The 15,372-nt window shown below is 67.2% G+C and carries 13 protein-coding genes and 3 pseudogenes; 5 read left to right on the top strand and 11 right to left on the bottom strand.

What is annotated here, in order from left to right; all coding sequences use genetic code 11:
• Window positions 1-546: 546 nt before the first annotated feature.
• Entirely contained in the window at window positions 547-1,059 is a 513-nt protein-coding gene (locus DEJ43_RS37265; protein WP_110014445.1) for a hypothetical protein, read from the top strand.
• Here DEJ43_RS37265 and DEJ43_RS37260 read toward each other — a convergent pair.
• A pseudogene (locus DEJ43_RS37260) lies at window positions 1,054-1,918 on the bottom strand (IS5 family transposase). The gene DEJ43_RS37265 and the pseudogene DEJ43_RS37260 overlap by 6 nt on opposite strands.
• 230 nt (window positions 1,919-2,148) lie before the next feature.
• On the opposite strand from DEJ43_RS37260, the pseudogene DEJ43_RS37255 reads away from it, so the two are divergent.
• Window positions 2,149-2,474, top strand: a pseudogene (locus DEJ43_RS37255) (ATP-binding protein); the annotation flags it as partial.
• A gap of 554 nt (window positions 2,475-3,028) precedes the next feature.
• Here the strand turns inward: DEJ43_RS37255 and DEJ43_RS37245 are convergent.
• Complete coding sequence (locus DEJ43_RS37245; protein ID WP_015038633.1) at window positions 3,029-3,631, bottom strand: ATP-binding protein; 603 nt, start codon at window positions 3,629-3,631, stop codon at window positions 3,029-3,031.
• A gap of 326 nt (window positions 3,632-3,957) precedes the next feature.
• Between DEJ43_RS37245 and DEJ43_RS38740 the strand changes: the two genes are divergently transcribed.
• A complete protein-coding gene (locus tag DEJ43_RS38740) occupies window positions 3,958-4,128 on the top strand; it encodes a hypothetical protein (RefSeq protein ID WP_306663850.1) in 171 nt (56 codons plus the stop codon).
• Window positions 4,129-4,226: 98 nt separating this feature from the next.
• On the opposite strand, the pseudogene DEJ43_RS37235 reads toward DEJ43_RS38740, so the two are convergent.
• The 6 genes and pseudogenes from DEJ43_RS37235 to DEJ43_RS37215 form a co-directional block, all read right to left on the bottom strand.
• Window positions 4,227-4,837, bottom strand: a pseudogene (locus tag DEJ43_RS37235) (ATP-binding protein); the annotation flags it as partial.
• Window positions 4,838-4,944: 107 nt separating this feature from the next.
• A complete protein-coding gene (locus DEJ43_RS38845; protein ID WP_411572312.1) occupies window positions 4,945-5,043 on the bottom strand; it encodes a hypothetical protein in 99 nt (32 codons plus the stop codon).
• A gap of 323 nt (window positions 5,044-5,366) precedes the next feature.
• Window positions 5,367-5,603 (bottom strand): hypothetical protein, encoded by a 237-nt coding sequence (locus DEJ43_RS37230; RefSeq protein WP_041663336.1) that lies wholly within the window; start codon window positions 5,601-5,603, stop codon window positions 5,367-5,369.
• Between the two features lie 35 nt (window positions 5,604-5,638).
• A complete protein-coding gene (locus DEJ43_RS37225) occupies window positions 5,639-6,088 on the bottom strand; it encodes a hypothetical protein (protein ID WP_015038629.1) in 450 nt (149 codons plus the stop codon).
• Between the two features lie 856 nt (window positions 6,089-6,944).
• Window positions 6,945-7,142: a hypothetical protein gene (locus tag DEJ43_RS37220; RefSeq protein ID WP_146250770.1), complete on the bottom strand. Its 198-nt coding sequence runs from the start codon at window positions 7,140-7,142 to the stop codon at window positions 6,945-6,947.
• Between the two features lie 230 nt (window positions 7,143-7,372).
• A complete protein-coding gene (locus DEJ43_RS37215; protein WP_015038626.1) occupies window positions 7,373-7,705 on the bottom strand; it encodes a hypothetical protein in 333 nt (110 codons plus the stop codon).
• Window positions 7,706-8,037: 332 nt separating this feature from the next.
• Here DEJ43_RS37215 and DEJ43_RS38485 point away from each other — a divergent pair, with 332 nt between their 5' ends.
• Window positions 8,038-8,262 carry a hypothetical protein gene (locus DEJ43_RS38485; protein ID WP_015038625.1) on the top strand — a complete coding sequence of 75 codons (225 nt, stop codon included), beginning with the start codon at window positions 8,038-8,040 and terminating at the stop codon, window positions 8,260-8,262.
• A 342-nt stretch (window positions 8,263-8,604) separates the two neighbouring features.
• On the opposite strand, the gene DEJ43_RS37205 is transcribed toward DEJ43_RS38485, so the two are convergent.
• Window positions 8,605-9,168 carry a P-loop NTPase family protein gene (locus DEJ43_RS37205; RefSeq protein WP_015038624.1) on the bottom strand — a complete coding sequence of 188 codons (564 nt, stop codon included), beginning with the start codon at window positions 9,166-9,168 and terminating at the stop codon, window positions 8,605-8,607.
• Complete coding sequence (locus DEJ43_RS37200) at window positions 9,165-9,953, bottom strand: DUF6042 family protein (protein WP_015038623.1); 789 nt, start codon at window positions 9,951-9,953, stop codon at window positions 9,165-9,167. Before DEJ43_RS37200 ends, DEJ43_RS37205 begins: the two co-directional genes overlap by 4 nt.
• Window positions 9,954-10,479: 526 nt before the next feature.
• Here DEJ43_RS37200 and DEJ43_RS37195 point away from each other — a divergent pair.
• Window positions 10,480-14,739: a non-ribosomal peptide synthetase gene (locus DEJ43_RS37195; RefSeq protein ID WP_078508840.1), complete on the top strand. Its 4,260-nt coding sequence runs from the start codon at window positions 10,480-10,482 to the stop codon at window positions 14,737-14,739.
• Between the two features lie 6 nt (window positions 14,740-14,745).
• On the opposite strand, the gene DEJ43_RS37190 is transcribed toward DEJ43_RS37195, so the two are convergent.
• Window positions 14,746-15,369 (bottom strand): TetR/AcrR family transcriptional regulator, encoded by a 624-nt coding sequence (locus tag DEJ43_RS37190; protein WP_015038621.1) that lies wholly within the window; start codon window positions 15,367-15,369, stop codon window positions 14,746-14,748.
• Window positions 15,370-15,372 lie beyond the last annotated feature (3 nt).

Raw genomic sequence — 15,372 nt, 5'->3', positions numbered from 1 at the left:
CCCACCCCCCATCCACCACTAACCCGCCCCCACAACGAGAGCAACTCGAAAATACCTACACCCCAAAATACCAGCTCCCCCAACGCAAATCAAAGACAACCCGTCAAATCACCCGAACAGAAAGAGAATTCACTCCCCCCGTCCAAAACTCCTGACACCAAGAGAACGGACACAATCCCGGAGACAGAAACCAGCCACACCGAAACAACCAGAACGGACCCGCCAACCCACCCGCCAACAACGCACCCGACAGCAAGCCAGGCCTCGAAGCGCCGAAAGGGACACAGGCCACCCAAGGGTGCAGCCGGCGATGCAAGGCTGCACCTCGGGAGCGTTCCGACGCCCGAAGCGCGGTCTAGGCCCTGTATCGAGAACGCTGTTCATGGTGCTTGTCGGCGGTTGCGGGCAGCGCTGTACGCACGAGTTGTGAGGGTGACCGCCACCTCTTCAGCCGCAGAGTTGAACGCGTTCAACATGTCTGGCAGGGTATCTCTCCACGGCTGCTCCTATCGGTTGGCCGATACGGGCTGAGGGTGGGAGGTCCTGGTGGCAGGCGGACGCAGGCTGTGTGCGTGGCGGGCGGTCCTTGGTGTCTTGATAGTGGGTGCGGCGTCTCTGACAGGGTGCGCCGGCCCCTACCAGTACTACGAGGGAACAGGGATCCACGACGCCACGGCGGCCGAAGCCGCTGGGGGCTGGGAGAACGTCGAGGGGACCCGCATGGAGCTCCGTAAAGACGGAACGGCCCTTCTCGAAAAGCTCGACGGGCAGAACTTCGACTTCGAGGACGGCTGGCGCCTCTCCGGTACGGGAACCTGGCAACTGACCGACGACGAAGGCGGACAGGTCGTCCGGCTCGCGCTCACGACCCGGACACGAATCGAGAGACGCATTTCCCTGACGCCAGGGGCTGACCCCTCGCTTCCGGAACCCCCAGCGACATACTCCTGGTACTTCCACGTGGACCGCGATCAGCACGATGGTTTGGTGCTGTTCTTCATGTACGGCGATCCAGACATCGGGAACACGTACCTGATGACGCGCGAGACAGAGTCATAACCATTCGTCGATCGCAGCAACCAGCACGGCCGCCTCGAAACAGACTGCCAGCTTGTCGTAGCGCGTGGCGACAGCGCGATGTCTCTTGAGACGGTTGATCCCGCACTCGGCCGCCTGGCGCTCGCGGCAGTCGGCTGGAGCGAACTTCGCCGGCCGCCGCGGGAGCCGAGCTTCCAGCGGATGCGCGTCTGGTCGGCCTTGTCCGGGATGGTGCAGCGGATCCCTCGTCGGCGCAGGTAGGCCCGGTTTCGGCGGAAGGCGTAGGCCTTGTCAGCCCGCACCCGATCGGGGCGGACGCGTGGCCGGCCCGGTCCGATGCGGAGCACGCGGACCTTCTCCAGCACCGGCTCGAACTGCGGCGATTCCCCGCGCTGCCCGGCCGCGGTCACCATCGCCATGGGCTTCTGGACCTGCTCGACGGCCCGGTGCAGCTCGGTCGTGAACCCGCCGCGCGAGCGTCCCAGCCCGTGATCACAAGGCTCGGTGAACACCCGCCGGTCCTTTCTGCAGGTCACTCTGCTTACGGTCCCAGCCGCTGGCTGATGAGCGCGGCACACCGTGGAATCGACGCTCAGGTCCCACGTGGTCGCACCTCTCGCGTCGGCCCGGGGCTGAAGCCGGGTGACGACGCGGTGCCAGGTGCCGTTGCTGCCACCCGCGGAACAGGTCGTAGCCCCGGCCCCGCGGCCCGTACTCGACGGGCCCGTCACGCCACGGAACACCGGTCCGGACCCGGAACCGTATGCCGCCGATCAACCGCCGCCGAAGCCAGACCTACGGCCGCCCCCGCCGTGGCCCCCCTCGGTAACAACGGCTCCAGCACTGCCCGCTGCTCGCCCGTGAGATCTCTCCGACCCATGAACCGAGATCATTCACATCCCAAGATCCACTTTCGACCCAGGCCCTAGACCTCACCAGTAGACTCCGGCGCCATGATGGCTGCCCCGTCCGTATCGCCCGTCCAGGCCGCGCCGGTCGGTTTGACCAGCAGGGCCAAGAGGTTCGTCGCGACGATGCGGCAGAGGCAGAAAGGGGCCGCGGAAATACCCGCGAAACCAAGAAAGCGCTCGGCCTTGCGTTCGTACCACCGAGGCTGCACGGCGTCTGACGAACAAGCTCGGAACCTACCTGCGGCCCGGCGTCCTCGTGGTCGACGAGGTCGGCTACCAGCCCCTCGAACGCGCTGAGGCGAACCTGGTCTTCCAGGTCATCTCCAAGCGCTACGAGAAGGGCTCATCATCCTGACCTCGAACAAGACCTTCAGCGAGTGGGGCCAGGTCTTAGGCGACGAGGTCCTCGCCACCGCGATCCTCGACCGACTCCTCCACCACTGCGAAGTGATCTCCATCAACGGCCCCAGCTACCGACTGAAGAACCGGCTCACCGCCATCGAGCGAGAGACGGAAGTCGCATAAGAGTCTCACGAAGCACTTGGCGCGGTCTGCCTCTTCCCTCGACGGCCGGATCTCAACGCGAAATAGGACGTCACCGCCGTCGCAACGAGAGGCAGGAGCGGATACAGAACTGCCGTCCCCCACGACGTGAAGCTCTTGTCCACCACCTCATAGGTTCCCCATGGCGTTCTGGCCGCTGGCACTACGTCCCCTCTCTTGCCGTCATAACGCACCGTAACGGTGTTCATGCTCACGTCGCCCAAAAGCCGACCCGAGCACTCAACGTGGCTTCCACTTCGACTGCTTTCGAGCCGGCACTGCGAAAGACGCACCCGGACTTCGTTCCCAGCTAGTCCCAGCCGCACGAGCCCGAGAGCCCCGACCGACACCGCTATCCCCAGAAACAGCACAGCAAGCACGCTCCAGGCCACGGCCGCTATGCCCCACCCCTTAGTTGTCATGGAGCCAGCATGGCGCACCAGGATCAGAAACAACTGGGGACGTTCGTCCGTACGCAGCTGGGGAGGGAAGCCCGTACGCCGAAAGCGCCGGCTTCGACCTCCTGCGAACGAGTCCTACTCACTGAGTGACCCTTCAGTCTCCGCTCGGAGATCGTGAATCGGAAACCTCGTGGGCGAGGGATGTTCCCTGCACGTTCCTCCCTCTCGGTGTAGTTCTTCGGGTCGCAGCGCCCAGGCGATGGCCTCGCCCGGACCGCAGAATGCAGGATCGAGGTGGAACGTGGTCCGGGTCCCGAAGGGGGCCGGCGCTATGAGCTCTTCCCAGGGGCCGGTCGGATCCATCCCGACCAGCTCCTGGCGATAGCCACAGCCATCCAGCCACACCTCGATGACAGTGCGGACACTGAGTGCGGCAGCGGCGGAGGGAGCCCAGCGCTGCATGTCGAACATGTCGAGCAGGGAACCGAAGAATCCGCGTTCATCGGCACTGGGGCGCTGATCGCTCTCCACGGTGAAGCTGAGACCAGACCCGATCTCGACGCTGATCCGTCCATGCCTACCGTCGCGACGGTGCAGCGCGTCCCAGGCCACCGCCCGCAGCACCTCGGTGGGAAGCTCGGGGCTGCCCCGCTCAACCAGAAAGTACCCCTGCGGGCGGCGCCGCACGTGCTGCACGAAGTCGACCACCCGAAGCGGCTCGACGGTGAACCTCTCCACTCACCCTCCCCATCCCTGCCTATTTCAGCCAGCCGCAGCCGATCATGGCACCCACCACCGGCAAGCACCACGCTCCCCTCGTCCAGCAGTCGTGACGGGTTGTCACCACCAATCACGGAAGTTGAGCCAGAACCGGAGAGTGGCGGCACAAGGCCGGCCCCGATGAGAGCTGGTGGATCTCGCGGAGCTGGTGACCGGTGGGTTGTGTCGCCGAACGTTGAATCGCCTGCTCGAAGAGGTGGGGCCGCGCTGGAAGAGCCAGAGACACGATCAAGCTCAACCGCGACGAAGCGGCGATACTGTCAGACTAGTTGGTACGGTCGCAGATGACCGATCTGAGCAACACGGTCGACGATCCGGCGGCATGGGCACCGATTCATCGGATCGCCGGCCACCTGAACAAGATGCTGCCCGCGCTGTTCTTCCCCGACTATGACGCTCGGCTGGAGGAGGCCCGGCGCCGCGTGCGTCCGATCGATAACGACAGCCAAGACTGAGCCGATCGAATCTCGCAACAGGACAGCATTGCCCATGAACGCGGGCCGGCCCACCGACCGCCCGGACAGCAGGCCGGCGAGTCAGGCCGCGGCAGATGTCAGCCGGCCTCGGCGGGCTCATCAGCTCGGGCTCGGGTGCTGGCGAGGCGGTAGCAGCCGGTACCGGTCTCGATGATGGTGCCGTTGAACGTGAGCCGGACGACGATGGCCGCGCAGAGCCGGGCGTCAGTGAAGGTCTTGGTCCAGCCGCCGGACGACTCGTTGGGGGCGATGGCCACGCTGTTCTTCTCCTCGCGTTCGGCCACGACCTGGAAGAGGAGTTCGGCGCTGTGGCGGTCGAATTCCATGTAGCCGAGCCCATCAATGCACAAAAGATCAACTCGGCCGTAGCAGGCGATGGTCTTGGTCAGCTGCTTCTCACCGGCGGCCTCAACGAACTTGTAGACCAGCTTCGTGGCCGCCAGAACGTACTTGCCCGGTAGCCGGCCATCGCACCTCGGTGCCGAGCGCGATCAGCAGGTGCGACTTGCCGGTGCCGGAGTCGCCGATGAGGCAGAGGGGCAGCCCCTTCTTGATCCATTCGCAATTGGCGAGGGTCTAACCGCTTCGATGTTGGGGTTGGCGCCGAAGTCGAAATTGCGAAGCAACTTGTCCCGGGGAAACCGGCGGCCTTGATACGGCGCTCTGAGCGACGGCGGCCCCGGTCGTTAGTGGCGCCGGGCAGGGCGCCCTGCTTACGGATCAGGGCGCCAGGAAGTCATCGAGTTCGAGGCGGGAGCCATTGCGGGCTATGAGCCGCACGTGCCGGGCGACTTCCTAACGGCCGTCGTAGACCACGAGCTCGGAGGCGTGGGGCATGCCCCGGACTGTGCGGCCGATCAGCCGGACCGGCACCGAGTAGCGGTATATCCGCACGCCGATCTGGCTGTAGCGGTCGACCCGAGGAGTCCAGAGCCGGCCGGTCTCGGACGGGCTCGTCCGGCAGCGGCGCCAGCAGCGGCTGATCGATCGCGAAGTACTCGCCGATGGTGCGGGGGCAGGACCGGAGGCGGCGGGCGTCGTCCTCTTGGTCCCACCGGTCGATCCTCGCGTGGAGCTCGGCGAGCGTTTCCACGCCGGCGACGGGAACAAGGCCTGTGGGGCGTAACCAGCCAATCTGGCCCTCGACGCCGCCCTTTACGTGGGCGCCGTGGACGCCTGGCTGGCAGTAGGCGGCTTCCACTCCGTATTCTCTGAACCTAATGTCGAGCCTTGCTCGTGGCCACGACGTCAATGGCGACTCGAAGCGATGTCTCTGCATTTCCCAGTAGGGCCCGGGTGATTACGATCGCCTGAATGATGCCTATATCGCACTCGGCCAGGAGGGTCTGGACAGCCTCCATTCCGTCGCTCTCAAGGACGGGTCGACACTGGTCGACCAGATCGGTCCAGCGTGCGGCGTCCTCGGGGCTTAGCCCGATGACGTGGTCAAACATGCTGCCTCCTCCCGTGATGAGTCGGTGAGACGTTCTCACGTCTCGTCAGAGCCCAGTGCTGCAGTCAGGACCTTCACGGCGTCAGCGTATTGAAGGCGGTCGAACTGAAACGGGCCGAATCCCGAGTAGTCGCGTGTCTTGCGGTGGGGCTGTTCGAAGGAGTCCCAGGTCACGTGGTCAGGAGTCACAGTGATGCCAGCCATTAGCGGCCAGCATCCCCACTCACCGCATTCACAGCCGAGCACGGGCGTCTTCGACCCCATCGCTCCGATGGATCGTCCATGGAAATGGTCTTCGATGGGGCCGAAGCGGAAGAACTGCGGAATGATACCTCCGTAGGCGTTTCCGGCCGGTTGCATTCCAGCATTCATCTCGAACTGGTCGACCAACTCGGTAAGGGGTGTTCCGTCGATGCACGGGACTACTTCAATCACGCCACGATCAGCGTGACGCTGGCAGTCGAAGAGGATCTCCTGGCTGATCATGTGCTGATTGTTGCAGCTTACGTCGTCTCTGCTCCTCCTGATTATGGTGGGCAGTCATGACTGAGGCGGCAGGGCTGTGGAGGCTGGTCGCGGGTGGGGATGCCGAGATCGACGGCGGTCCGTTGGTCGCGCCGCCTGTAAATTTGGCCAGTTTGTCCTCTGCGCCGGCGAGGCTGGCCAGCTGGGCTTGGATGGCCTTGTCGGGTTAGACCGCCTTGTAGCCGAGGGACGTTGATGTCCTGGTACATGGCGATGACCTGGGCGCTGTGCGGGGCAGGCCGCCAAGGACGGAGTCGGTGATGAACAGTCGGCGGAAGTCGTGCGGCGTGAAGTGCAGCGGGCCGTCGAGGACGGAGTTCGCTAGCCCGGTGTGTGCGAGCGCGGTGGTGAGTATCTTCCGGACAGCGCCCGAGTTGATCACCCGGTCTCCTTGCCTCGGTGTCGCTGGAACAGCAGTGGTGCAGGCGCCAGCCAGGTGCGCTCGTAGTGGTCGTAGGCGGGGACCGAGGGGGACTCGACCGTTCTTGTCGCGGGCCGGGCGAATGATCGTGGAGAGGACCTCGGCGAGCTCGGGGCTAACGACCCGGAGCCGTCGTAGCAGACCTTCCCGGTCGGCACCTCGCCCAGCACGTTGAGAGCGTGGACGTGGCCCTCGCAGAACGCCTCTCTGACCCGCCAAGGCGAAGACGCGGTGGACGGCTTTGCCCGAGTACGACATCCGAAACACAAACAAGTAGCAAGTCACCAGCTCGCCGGCCAGCCTGACCATGGCGTCCCCGAAGTCGACCTCGGCCTCAGCCCCGAGCTTGTGAGTCTGAGGGACGAACGCGTCCACGACTCCCTTACCGGCCTGCAGTCAGATCTCCTTGCGGCGGTCGGCGATGTATCCGCGGACCACCTGGTGGTAGATGTCGACGGCATTGTGCTCGTCCAGCACCCGGTCGTAGATCCTCTTGGCCGTGTGGCGCTGCTTCCGCGGTGCGGTCAGGTCCGCCTCAAGGATCGCGTCGATCAACGGCTGGTAGGAGTCCAGCCGTGTATCCCGTGGCTGCATCTTCTTCCGCGGTTCCCGGAGCACCGACACCGGTGCCCTCTGCACGGTCTCGTAGTCAACGCCGTACTTCTGCGTGACCGCACGCAGCGACAGGCCCGCCTTAGCGTCACGACAGATCGCCGCGTACAGAGCACCCGGGCGCCCTCGTCGTGCACAGCACAACCATGGTCATGAAGCAAGAACCCAGGTGTTTCAGAACCCAGCGACATGTGCGGTGAGCCGATTCGTGGTCAGCCGGCTTCAGGTACCGCGTCAGGCGGAGCCTGGTCTTCCACAGTGACCCGCCTGATGTGGCCTACCCACGAATCCGACGTCAGGGAGGACCACTCAACCTCGATCTCAACGCCGTGGAATATGCGGGTGAGATCCGCAAGCTGCGTGAAGATCGCCGTCTGTACCTCCTCAAGGGTTGCGTCGGCGGGCACGGGGACCTTGCCGCATCCGCGACCCGCGTCGTCGGCGATGAACGTGTAGGGCCACACGTCTTGCCCAGTCAGCAGGATGATCTCCTTCGGTATACCGAAGGGGGGCCGCTTCTTCTTCGTCTTGGGTCGTCTTGCCACGGTGCTATCCAACCTGACGGACCGCGGGGTGAGGCACCGCCAGACACACCTCAGCCACCACAACCAGGCCTGACCAGAGTCACAAGACGCAACCCGCCCAGGTGCAGGCAGGTTGATCGCCAGTCGGCTGGGCCATGGGGAGGAACTGCCGTGACAGATGTCCAGGTCGCGGGACCTGAGCCCTATTGACAGCCGGCTACACAACCGCCCTACTCCACCGGCAAGAATCCCGCCCACCAGAACAGCGCCTGGGAGCCCTCCGCTGCGCTGTTTCAGATGGCGGAGCGCTGTCGCTGCCAGTACGGCCTGGGGCCCAGCGGCTACTTCTGCACGTGGAGCGGTCGTGGGACGGGTTGGACGATCTCGATGTCGTTCTGTTCCGGTTGGATGGGTTCAGCTTCGCGATCAGCAAGCACGACGGCAATCCACTCGGCCTCTCGTTTGTCTGGCTCACCCAACCGCACGAGCAAGCCGACAAGGCCCTGGACACCTTCCTGGAGGTAGTCGGGATCGGGGAGGACGTCGTCGCGTTAGATTCCGGCGTGCCCTTGGCGTGACCCAGTAGGCAATCCCGGCCGCTTGACGAAGGTTATGGGGAATCCGTCACACGATGTGGGCCATGGCCTCCTCGTCCGGCGTCGCGGCGGGCGCGGTGTTCGGTGGTCGGGCGGTCGCCTGCGGTGTGGCAGGGCCGCCCTGCGGCTGCCTTGCAGGTCGGGCATTCGGCGTGGCGCATCCGCGAGTGCACCTGATCTATCTGGGCATCGGAGCGGAGGTGACGTCGCCACTCGCCCCCTCGGGATACGCTGCGGTCCGTTCTCCGCGCCGTTGCCCCCTGGGTCGCGTGGGGCGTGCCGTCGTCGGTGCCGTGATGACGGTCGTCCCTGCGGTGGCGCCCCTCAGCGGTCGATCGGGAGAATGCCGTCCAGGCCGCTCTCGGCGAGGATCTGCTGGACCGTGTCGTCCAGGGTGCTGGCCACGTCGATGACGGTCTCCAAGCCGTTGGGGAGCAGGTCCTTCTCTCGGTACCAGTTGCGTAGGTGGCCCTCGTTGACGTGCGTCAGGTATTCGGCGTCTGGTTTCGTCGCGTGCTGGAGCACTGTCTCCTCGAAGGGCACGTCGAGGTAGTAGCACCGTGTGACGCCCTGGTGGGCGCGCACCAGGTCCTGGAGCATCGTGGCGTAGCGGTCGGCGTACAGAATGCCTTCGACAACGACGTGGAAGCCGTTGTCCAGGGCGTAGCGGGCGGTGAGGTCGATCAGGCCGATGTTGGCGCCGCCGGGCCGGTCGCGTTCGCGCAGCACGATGCGGCGCAGGTTGTCCTGGGCGACGATGGCGAGGTTGCGGCCGAACTTCTCGCGCAGGCCGGCCGCGACGGAGGACTTGCCCGAGGCGCTGTTGCCGCGGAGGACGATCAGGCGGGTATCGCTGGTCCCCACGGTGCCGTGCGCGGCCTTGGTCATCCGCGGGTCACTTGGATGCGGTTCTCGTGGTAGTGCTGCCAGTCCATGACCAGGCGGAAGCGGCGGTGGGCCGCCAGGCGCGCCGCGTCGGCCGGCTCTTCGCCGCGCTGGACACGGGCGTCGCCGGAGCTCACGAGTTCCGCGAGAGCGAGCCGGACGTCGTCGACGTCCTGGCCGGTGGCTGCCGCCAGTCGGTCCAGAGAGGTCAGGGTCTCTGCCGGTTCACCCAGATCGCCGACCAGGTGGTCGATGAGGGCGTCGAGGAGCGGGCCGGTACGCATCCCATCGAGGCGCGCGGTGAGTTCTGGGTCCAGGGACAGCAGTTCGCCGGGCAGCGGCAGCGCAGCGGGCATGGACCATCGGGTGCCATCCGGCGTCTCTTCGCGGCTTGCCAGGCCCCACGTCAGGTACAGCTCGGACAGGTCCCGCACGCTCTTGGGCACCGGGAAGCCTGCGGTCGTCAGCAGGGCGCTGAACTGCTCCCAGTGGGCCGCCTCGCATGCCTCGCGGCCCTCCGGCGCGGCCTCGTAGTCCCATTCCTCATCCGGCCACGAGAAGGTGAGCGCACCGTCGAGGTCGCCGCCGATCATGTTCCAGTGCCCGTCGAAGCTCTCTTGCAGAAGGTCGTCCAAGGAGCCGGTGAAACCGGGCTGGCACGCCGTAGAGATCAACATGGTCAGCGGGAAGCCCTGGCGGGGCAGGACGTGCTCCCAGCCCGACTCCCACCAGTCGTTGTGCATCGCCATGTCACGGCGCGGTCCGGGCACGGGCGTGTTGTCAGTCATCCGGTGAACCCTTCCTGGAGAAAGCAGGCCGAACGCATGCAGCGTGCGCGCTGCGCCTGCGCTGATTCAGATGCCGCCAGTCTCCAGCTGTACAGCTTGCAGGGGGGACAGTTCCGGCTTGGGTACCTCGATCGGCCATGCCGATACGACTGAACCCAGCCATGTCAGCGGGGGTGGCGAGGCTCGCAGTGGCGAGCTCGGGGGCGGTGGTGTGGGTGAAAAGGCTCCTCGGTACGGAACTCGTCGGTGACCGTCGGGGCCGCAAGCTCAGGGCCTCGCTCCGCAGGGAACTCGCAGGCCGCAGCTCAGGCGGTGGGCAGGGGGCGTGGAGCACCGACGTTGTTGTCAGAGTCGGACTTCGAGTGTCAGTGCGTATTGCTACGAGCATTGACGTCGGACAGATCGGCATTTTATCGCGCCGGAGCAGGCTGCGGGGCCTTTTGGGCGCACCCTTGGTGGGGTCCGTTTCGTTATGGTGTTTGGGCCGCAGTGGCCGCGTGCCGCATCCGTACAGGTTTGCGAAAATATGCTTTTTGAGCCATCACCTCTGAGGGACAGCTTGCGATCTGACCATCTTCCCCCGTCCGGTAGCGGCGTCCGGCTGCCGCTGTCGTCGAGTCAGCGCGAGATCTGGTTCAGCCACGTCAGATACGGGCACGACGTGGCCCACCGTATCGCCGAGTATGTCGAGATCGATGGGCCGGTGCAGGCGCCGTTGATCGAGGCTGCAGTTCGTGCGGCGGTGGCGGAAGCCGAGCCGCTCAATGTGCGGTTCGGGGCGGACGCCGGAGGGCCTTGGCAAGTGCTCGACGCCGTCCGGGGGTGGGAATTCCCTGTATTGGATGTCAGTCGGGAATCGGATCCGCGTCAGGTCGCGGAAAGGTGGATGCGGGGTGAGCTGCGGCAGCCCGTAAATCTTGAAAAGGGGCCGCTTTTTTCCTTTGCTCTCTTTCGTTTGGGGGCGAATAAGTCTGCGCTTTACCACAGCTACCATCACATCGCCATCGACGCCGCAGGAGGCGCTTTGGTGATGCGGCGGATTGCCGAACTGTATTCGGCGATGGTTGACGGAGTCACGGCGCCGGAGCCGTCCTTCGGATCGCTCCGGTTGTTGCTCGAGCGCGACGCGGCTTACCAGGCGTCACCGGAACGAGCCGCCGACCGCGCCTACTGGGCCGAGCGATTGGCGGACTGCCCCGAGCCGGCTCGACTCGGCGGGCCTCGCCAGGCCGCTGTCGCGTCCTCCGTGCTGCGGGACATCGTGCACATGACCGAGGAGGAGTCGGCGCGGCTGCGCGGGGCTGCCAGGGCCGCGGGGGTGCACTGGTCCGTCATGCTGCTGGCGGCCACGGCCGCGTATACGTACCGGCTCACCGGCCAGAGCGACGTCGTCATCGGACTGCCCGTCTCCGCCCGCACAGACGCCGAACTGCGCGGCCTGCCCGGCATGCTCGCCAACGTCGTGCCCGTGCGGCTGCGCGCGTCAGCCGACATGCGCGTCCGCGATCTGCTGCGCCAGGTCTCCCGCGAAACGCGGCTGGCGCTGCGCCACCAGCGTTACCGCTGCGTCGATCTCGTCCGTGACCTGCGGCTGCCGGAAGACGGTCGGGACTTCATCGGTCCGCAGGTCAACATCATGCCGTTCGGCTACGACTTCACGTTCGCCTCCCGTCCCGTCACCGCGCACAACCTGTCCACCGGAGTCGTCGACGACCTGGCCGTCATGGCGTACGACCGGTCCGACGGGACCGGCCTCTGCGTCGACTTCAACGCCGCCTCCGCGCTGTACACCGCGACCGACCTCGCCGGGCACCGCGCACGCTTCATGCGGCTGCTGGACGCCTTCTGCGACGGCTCCTCCGCCGAACACACCGTGGGCGGCGCCGACATGCTGTCCGCCGAGGACGCCCGTCGCGTGCTGGTCGAATGGAACGACACGGCCCACGAGGTGCCCGACCTCACGCTCACGGAACTGCTCACGGCACAGGCCGAGCGCACCCCCGACCGCCTCGCCGTGATCGAGGACGACGGCGGACGGCATATGACCTACGCCGAGCTGCACGCTTCCGCCCACCGCCTCTCCCGACTCCTCGCCTCCCGTGGCGCCGCGCCCGGGCAGTGTGTCGCCGTCGCCTTGCCCCGCAGCCCCGACCTGATGGTCGCCCTGCTGGCCGTACTCATCACCGGGGCCGCCTACCTGCCCCTGGACCCTGAGCAGCCGGAGCAGCGGCTGGCGCGGATGGTGAGCGACGCGGCACCGACGCTTCTTGTCACACGGTCGGACGTCAGCGCCGTCTCTGCCCTCGCCGGTACGGACGAGGTGCCTCGTCTGCTGCTCGACGGCCGGGAGGTCACGGGGTTCTGCCCAAGCGGCCCCCCGGTGGGTTCCCCGGTCGGCTCCCCCGAGACGAGGGCGGGACACGGTACCGGTCCGGGGCTGGGGGATCCGGCGTACCTGATCTACACCTCGGGCTCCACCGGGCAGCCCAAGGGTGTGCTCGTGCCTCATCGCGCCATCGTCAACCGTCTGCTGTGGATGCAGGACACCTACCGCCTCACCGACCGCGACCGGGTCCTGCAGAAGACCTCCATCGGCTTCGACGTGTCCGTGTGGGAGCTCTTCTGGCCTCTGATCAGCGGTGCCGCCCTCGTCCTCGCTCGGCCCGGAGGCCACCGGGACCCCGACTACCTTGCCCACGCCATCCGTCGACAGGGCGTCACCACCGTGCACTTCGTGCCGTCCGTGCTCGACGCCTTCCTCGCCGGACCCGATGCCGGCCGCTGCGACGGCCTGCGGCACGTGTTCAGCAGTGGTGAGACGCTCGCCCGAGCGACGGCCGAACGATTCCACACGCTCCTGCCGCAGGCGGCACTCCACAACCTGTACGGGCCCACGGAAGCCGCCGTCGACGTCACCCACCACCAGTGCGTGCCGGGCGCCTCGGGGCCGGTGCCCATCGGCAGGCCGGTGTGGAACACGAGGCTGTACGTGCTCGACGCCGCACTGCAGCCCTGCGCGCCCGGGATGCCCGGCGAGCTGTACCTCGCCGGCGTCCAACTGGCCTCCGGGTACCACGGTCGTCCGGACCTGACCGCCGACCGGTTCCCCGCCGATCCCTTCGGACACCTCTTCGGCGCCCCAGGATCCCGGATGTACCGCACGGGCGACCGGGCCCGGTGGCTTCCGGACGGCAGCGTCGAGTATCTCGGCCGTACCGACGACCAGGTCAAGCTGCACGGCGTGAGGATCGAACTGGGCGAGGTCGAGTCGGCCCTCCGGGCCCTGCCCGGGATCGCGCAAGCAGCGGCGTCGGTGGTCGACGAGCAGCTCGTCGGCTTCGTCACCGAGAGCGAGACGGGCGGGAGTGTGCACCTCGCCGAAGCACGGCGCCGGCTGACGCTCGCACTGCCCGGACCGATGGTGCCCAGCGACCTCGTCGTCGTCCCCACGCTTCCGCTGCAGGCCAACGGCAAGCTCAACCGCAAAGCCCTGCCCGCCCTGCGGCCCCGGCCCGCCACCGCGGGCCCACGACCGCCGCGAGACGCTGGTGAGGGGCAACTGGCCGCGCTCTTCGACGAGGTCCTCGGCACCGACGGCGTCTCCGCCGACGCCGACTTCTTCCAGCTCGGCGGGCACTCCCTGCTCGCCATCCGGCTCATGGCCCGCATCCGCGAGGTGTTCGGGACGGAACTGCCGATCCGTACGCTGTTCGAGGCACCTACCGTGGCGCAGCTTGCCAAGCAGCTGCAGAATCCGGTGTCTCCGCGGGTGCCTGCCCGCCGGGGGCGACCAGACGGGTCGGCGGACCCGCTGGTGCCGAGGCCCGCCTCCTCGCTGGAGCGGGGACGCGAGTGGGAGCGGGAGCCGGCACAGCTCGCGCCTCTGCTGCCGCTGCGCGCCCACGGCAGCACGCCACCGCTGTTCTGTGTCCACCCCGGCAGCGGCCTCGCCGGCGGCTATGCCGGTCTGCTGCGCCACCTCGGCCCCGCCCGGCCCGTCCACGCACTGCAGGCCCTCGGGCTCGGCGCTCCGTCCGAGCCGCTGCCCGCCAGTGTCGAGGAGATGGCCGCCGACTACGTACGACGGATCCGGGCGGTCCGGCCGTCAGGCCCGTACCATCTGCTGGGCTGGTCGTTCGGCGGCCTGGTCGCCCACGCCATGGCGACCCGTCTGCAGAGCGAGGGCGAGCAGGTCGGTGTGCTCGCGGTGCTCGACGCCTACCCGGACAACCGGCGCGTCCTGTCCCTTCAGACGGCACTGAGTGAGCGGCAGTGGCTCCGGCTTCTCCTCGATGACGTCGACCACATTGAGGGCATCGAGGGCGTCGAGGGCGTCGACGGCCGCCTCGGGCTAGGCGTCGGCGAACGTCCGCGGCTCGGCATCACGTCGCTCGCCGAACAGGTTGGAGCAGCACGCTCCGCTGGCACCGACACTCTCAGGGCTGCCCTGCGGCCTGCCGGCCTGTCTGACCAGCTCCTGCGGGATCCGGCGACGTCCACGCTCCTGAACGTCGCACGTAACAACCTCAACCTGCTCAGCAGGTTCACCCCAGGGATCTTCCGTGGGGACCTGTTCCTGTTCACCGCCGACGAGGCCGTCCCCGGCCTGCCCGCCGACCCCGCGCACACCCCGGGAGAGTGGCAGCGGCACGTGGCCGGAAGCGTTCATGTGAGCGGCGTAGCGGCACATCACTTCCAGCTGCTGCACCCTGGCCCGCTGGCCCAGATCGGTCCTCCTCTCGCCAAAGCCCTCGGCGATGCGGAACAGCGGAGCGGGTCAGGATGAGTTGAGCTACGGGCTCTCTTCGTTGCGGCCGGCGAACGCGCCCGCGGCGGCCGCCAGGGCCGCCGCCTCCGCGGCCCGCTTCGGGAGCTGAGCGTCCGGCTCCGCTCGTAGGAGCACGAGCTCGTGGTAGAGCGGCGCCGTGGCGGCGATCAGCAGGCTCCGGGCGTCCGTGTCCTCAGGCAGTTCGCCGCGATCGACGGCGCGCTCGACGAGGATCTCGCACTGCGCGTAGCGGTCCGCCCACAGCCGCGTCTGGGCCCGCGCTGCCTGTTCCGACTGGAAGGACGCGGCCATCAGGGCGAGGGGGAGCGACGGACGTACGACGAGGGATTCCTGGATCTCCTGGTTGAGGGCCGTCAGATCACCGCGCAGCGAGCCGGTGTCCGGTGGCTGCCAGTCGACCTCGCCGGCGGCGTCGATGACGTCGACGAGCAGGCCGGCGACATCGCGCCACCGCCGGTAGACCGTGGCGCGGTGGACTCCGGCCCGTGTCGCGACGCCCTCCATCGTGAGTCCTTCGTGACCGGATTCGGCGAGTTCGGCGCGCACCGCGTCGAGGACCTGGGCGCGGACGCGGGCGGTGCGGCCGCCCGGGCGTCGGTCCGACGTCGTGTCCTGAGGGTCTGTCATCGG

This window comes from Streptomyces venezuelae ATCC 10712 (assembly GCF_008639165.1).
GTDB classification, from domain to species: domain Bacteria; phylum Actinomycetota; class Actinomycetes; order Streptomycetales; family Streptomycetaceae; genus Streptomyces; species Streptomyces venezuelae.
The sequence above is the reverse complement of the archived record's forward strand: the minus strand, read 5'-3'. Positions and strand labels throughout refer to the sequence as shown.

Excerpts from the sequence above, each read along its gene's own strand:
- DEJ43_RS38740 (WP_306663850.1), top strand. The coding sequence starts at position 3,958 with ATGACCGATCTGAGCAACACGGTCGACGATCCGGCGGCATGGGCACCG.
- DEJ43_RS37230 (WP_041663336.1), bottom strand. The coding sequence starts at position 5,603 with ATGTTTGACCACGTCATCGGGCTAAGCCCCGAGGACGCCGCACGCTGG.
- DEJ43_RS37225 (WP_015038629.1), bottom strand. The coding sequence starts at position 6,088 with ATGATCAGCCAGGAGATCCTCTTCGACTGCCAGCGTCACGCTGATCGT.
- DEJ43_RS37220 (WP_146250770.1), bottom strand. The coding sequence starts at position 7,142 with ATGCAGCCACGGGATACACGGCTGGACTCCTACCAGCCGTTGATCGAC.
- DEJ43_RS37205 (WP_015038624.1), bottom strand. The coding sequence starts at position 9,168 with ATGACCAAGGCCGCGCACGGCACCGTGGGGACCAGCGATACCCGCCTG.
- DEJ43_RS37200 (WP_015038623.1), bottom strand. The coding sequence starts at position 9,953 with ATGACTGACAACACGCCCGTGCCCGGACCGCGCCGTGACATGGCGATG.
- DEJ43_RS37195 (WP_078508840.1), top strand. The coding sequence starts at position 10,480 with ATGCTTTTTGAGCCATCACCTCTGAGGGACAGCTTGCGATCTGACCAT.
- DEJ43_RS37190 (WP_015038621.1), bottom strand. The coding sequence starts at position 15,369 with ATGACAGACCCTCAGGACACGACGTCGGACCGACGCCCGGGCGGCCGC.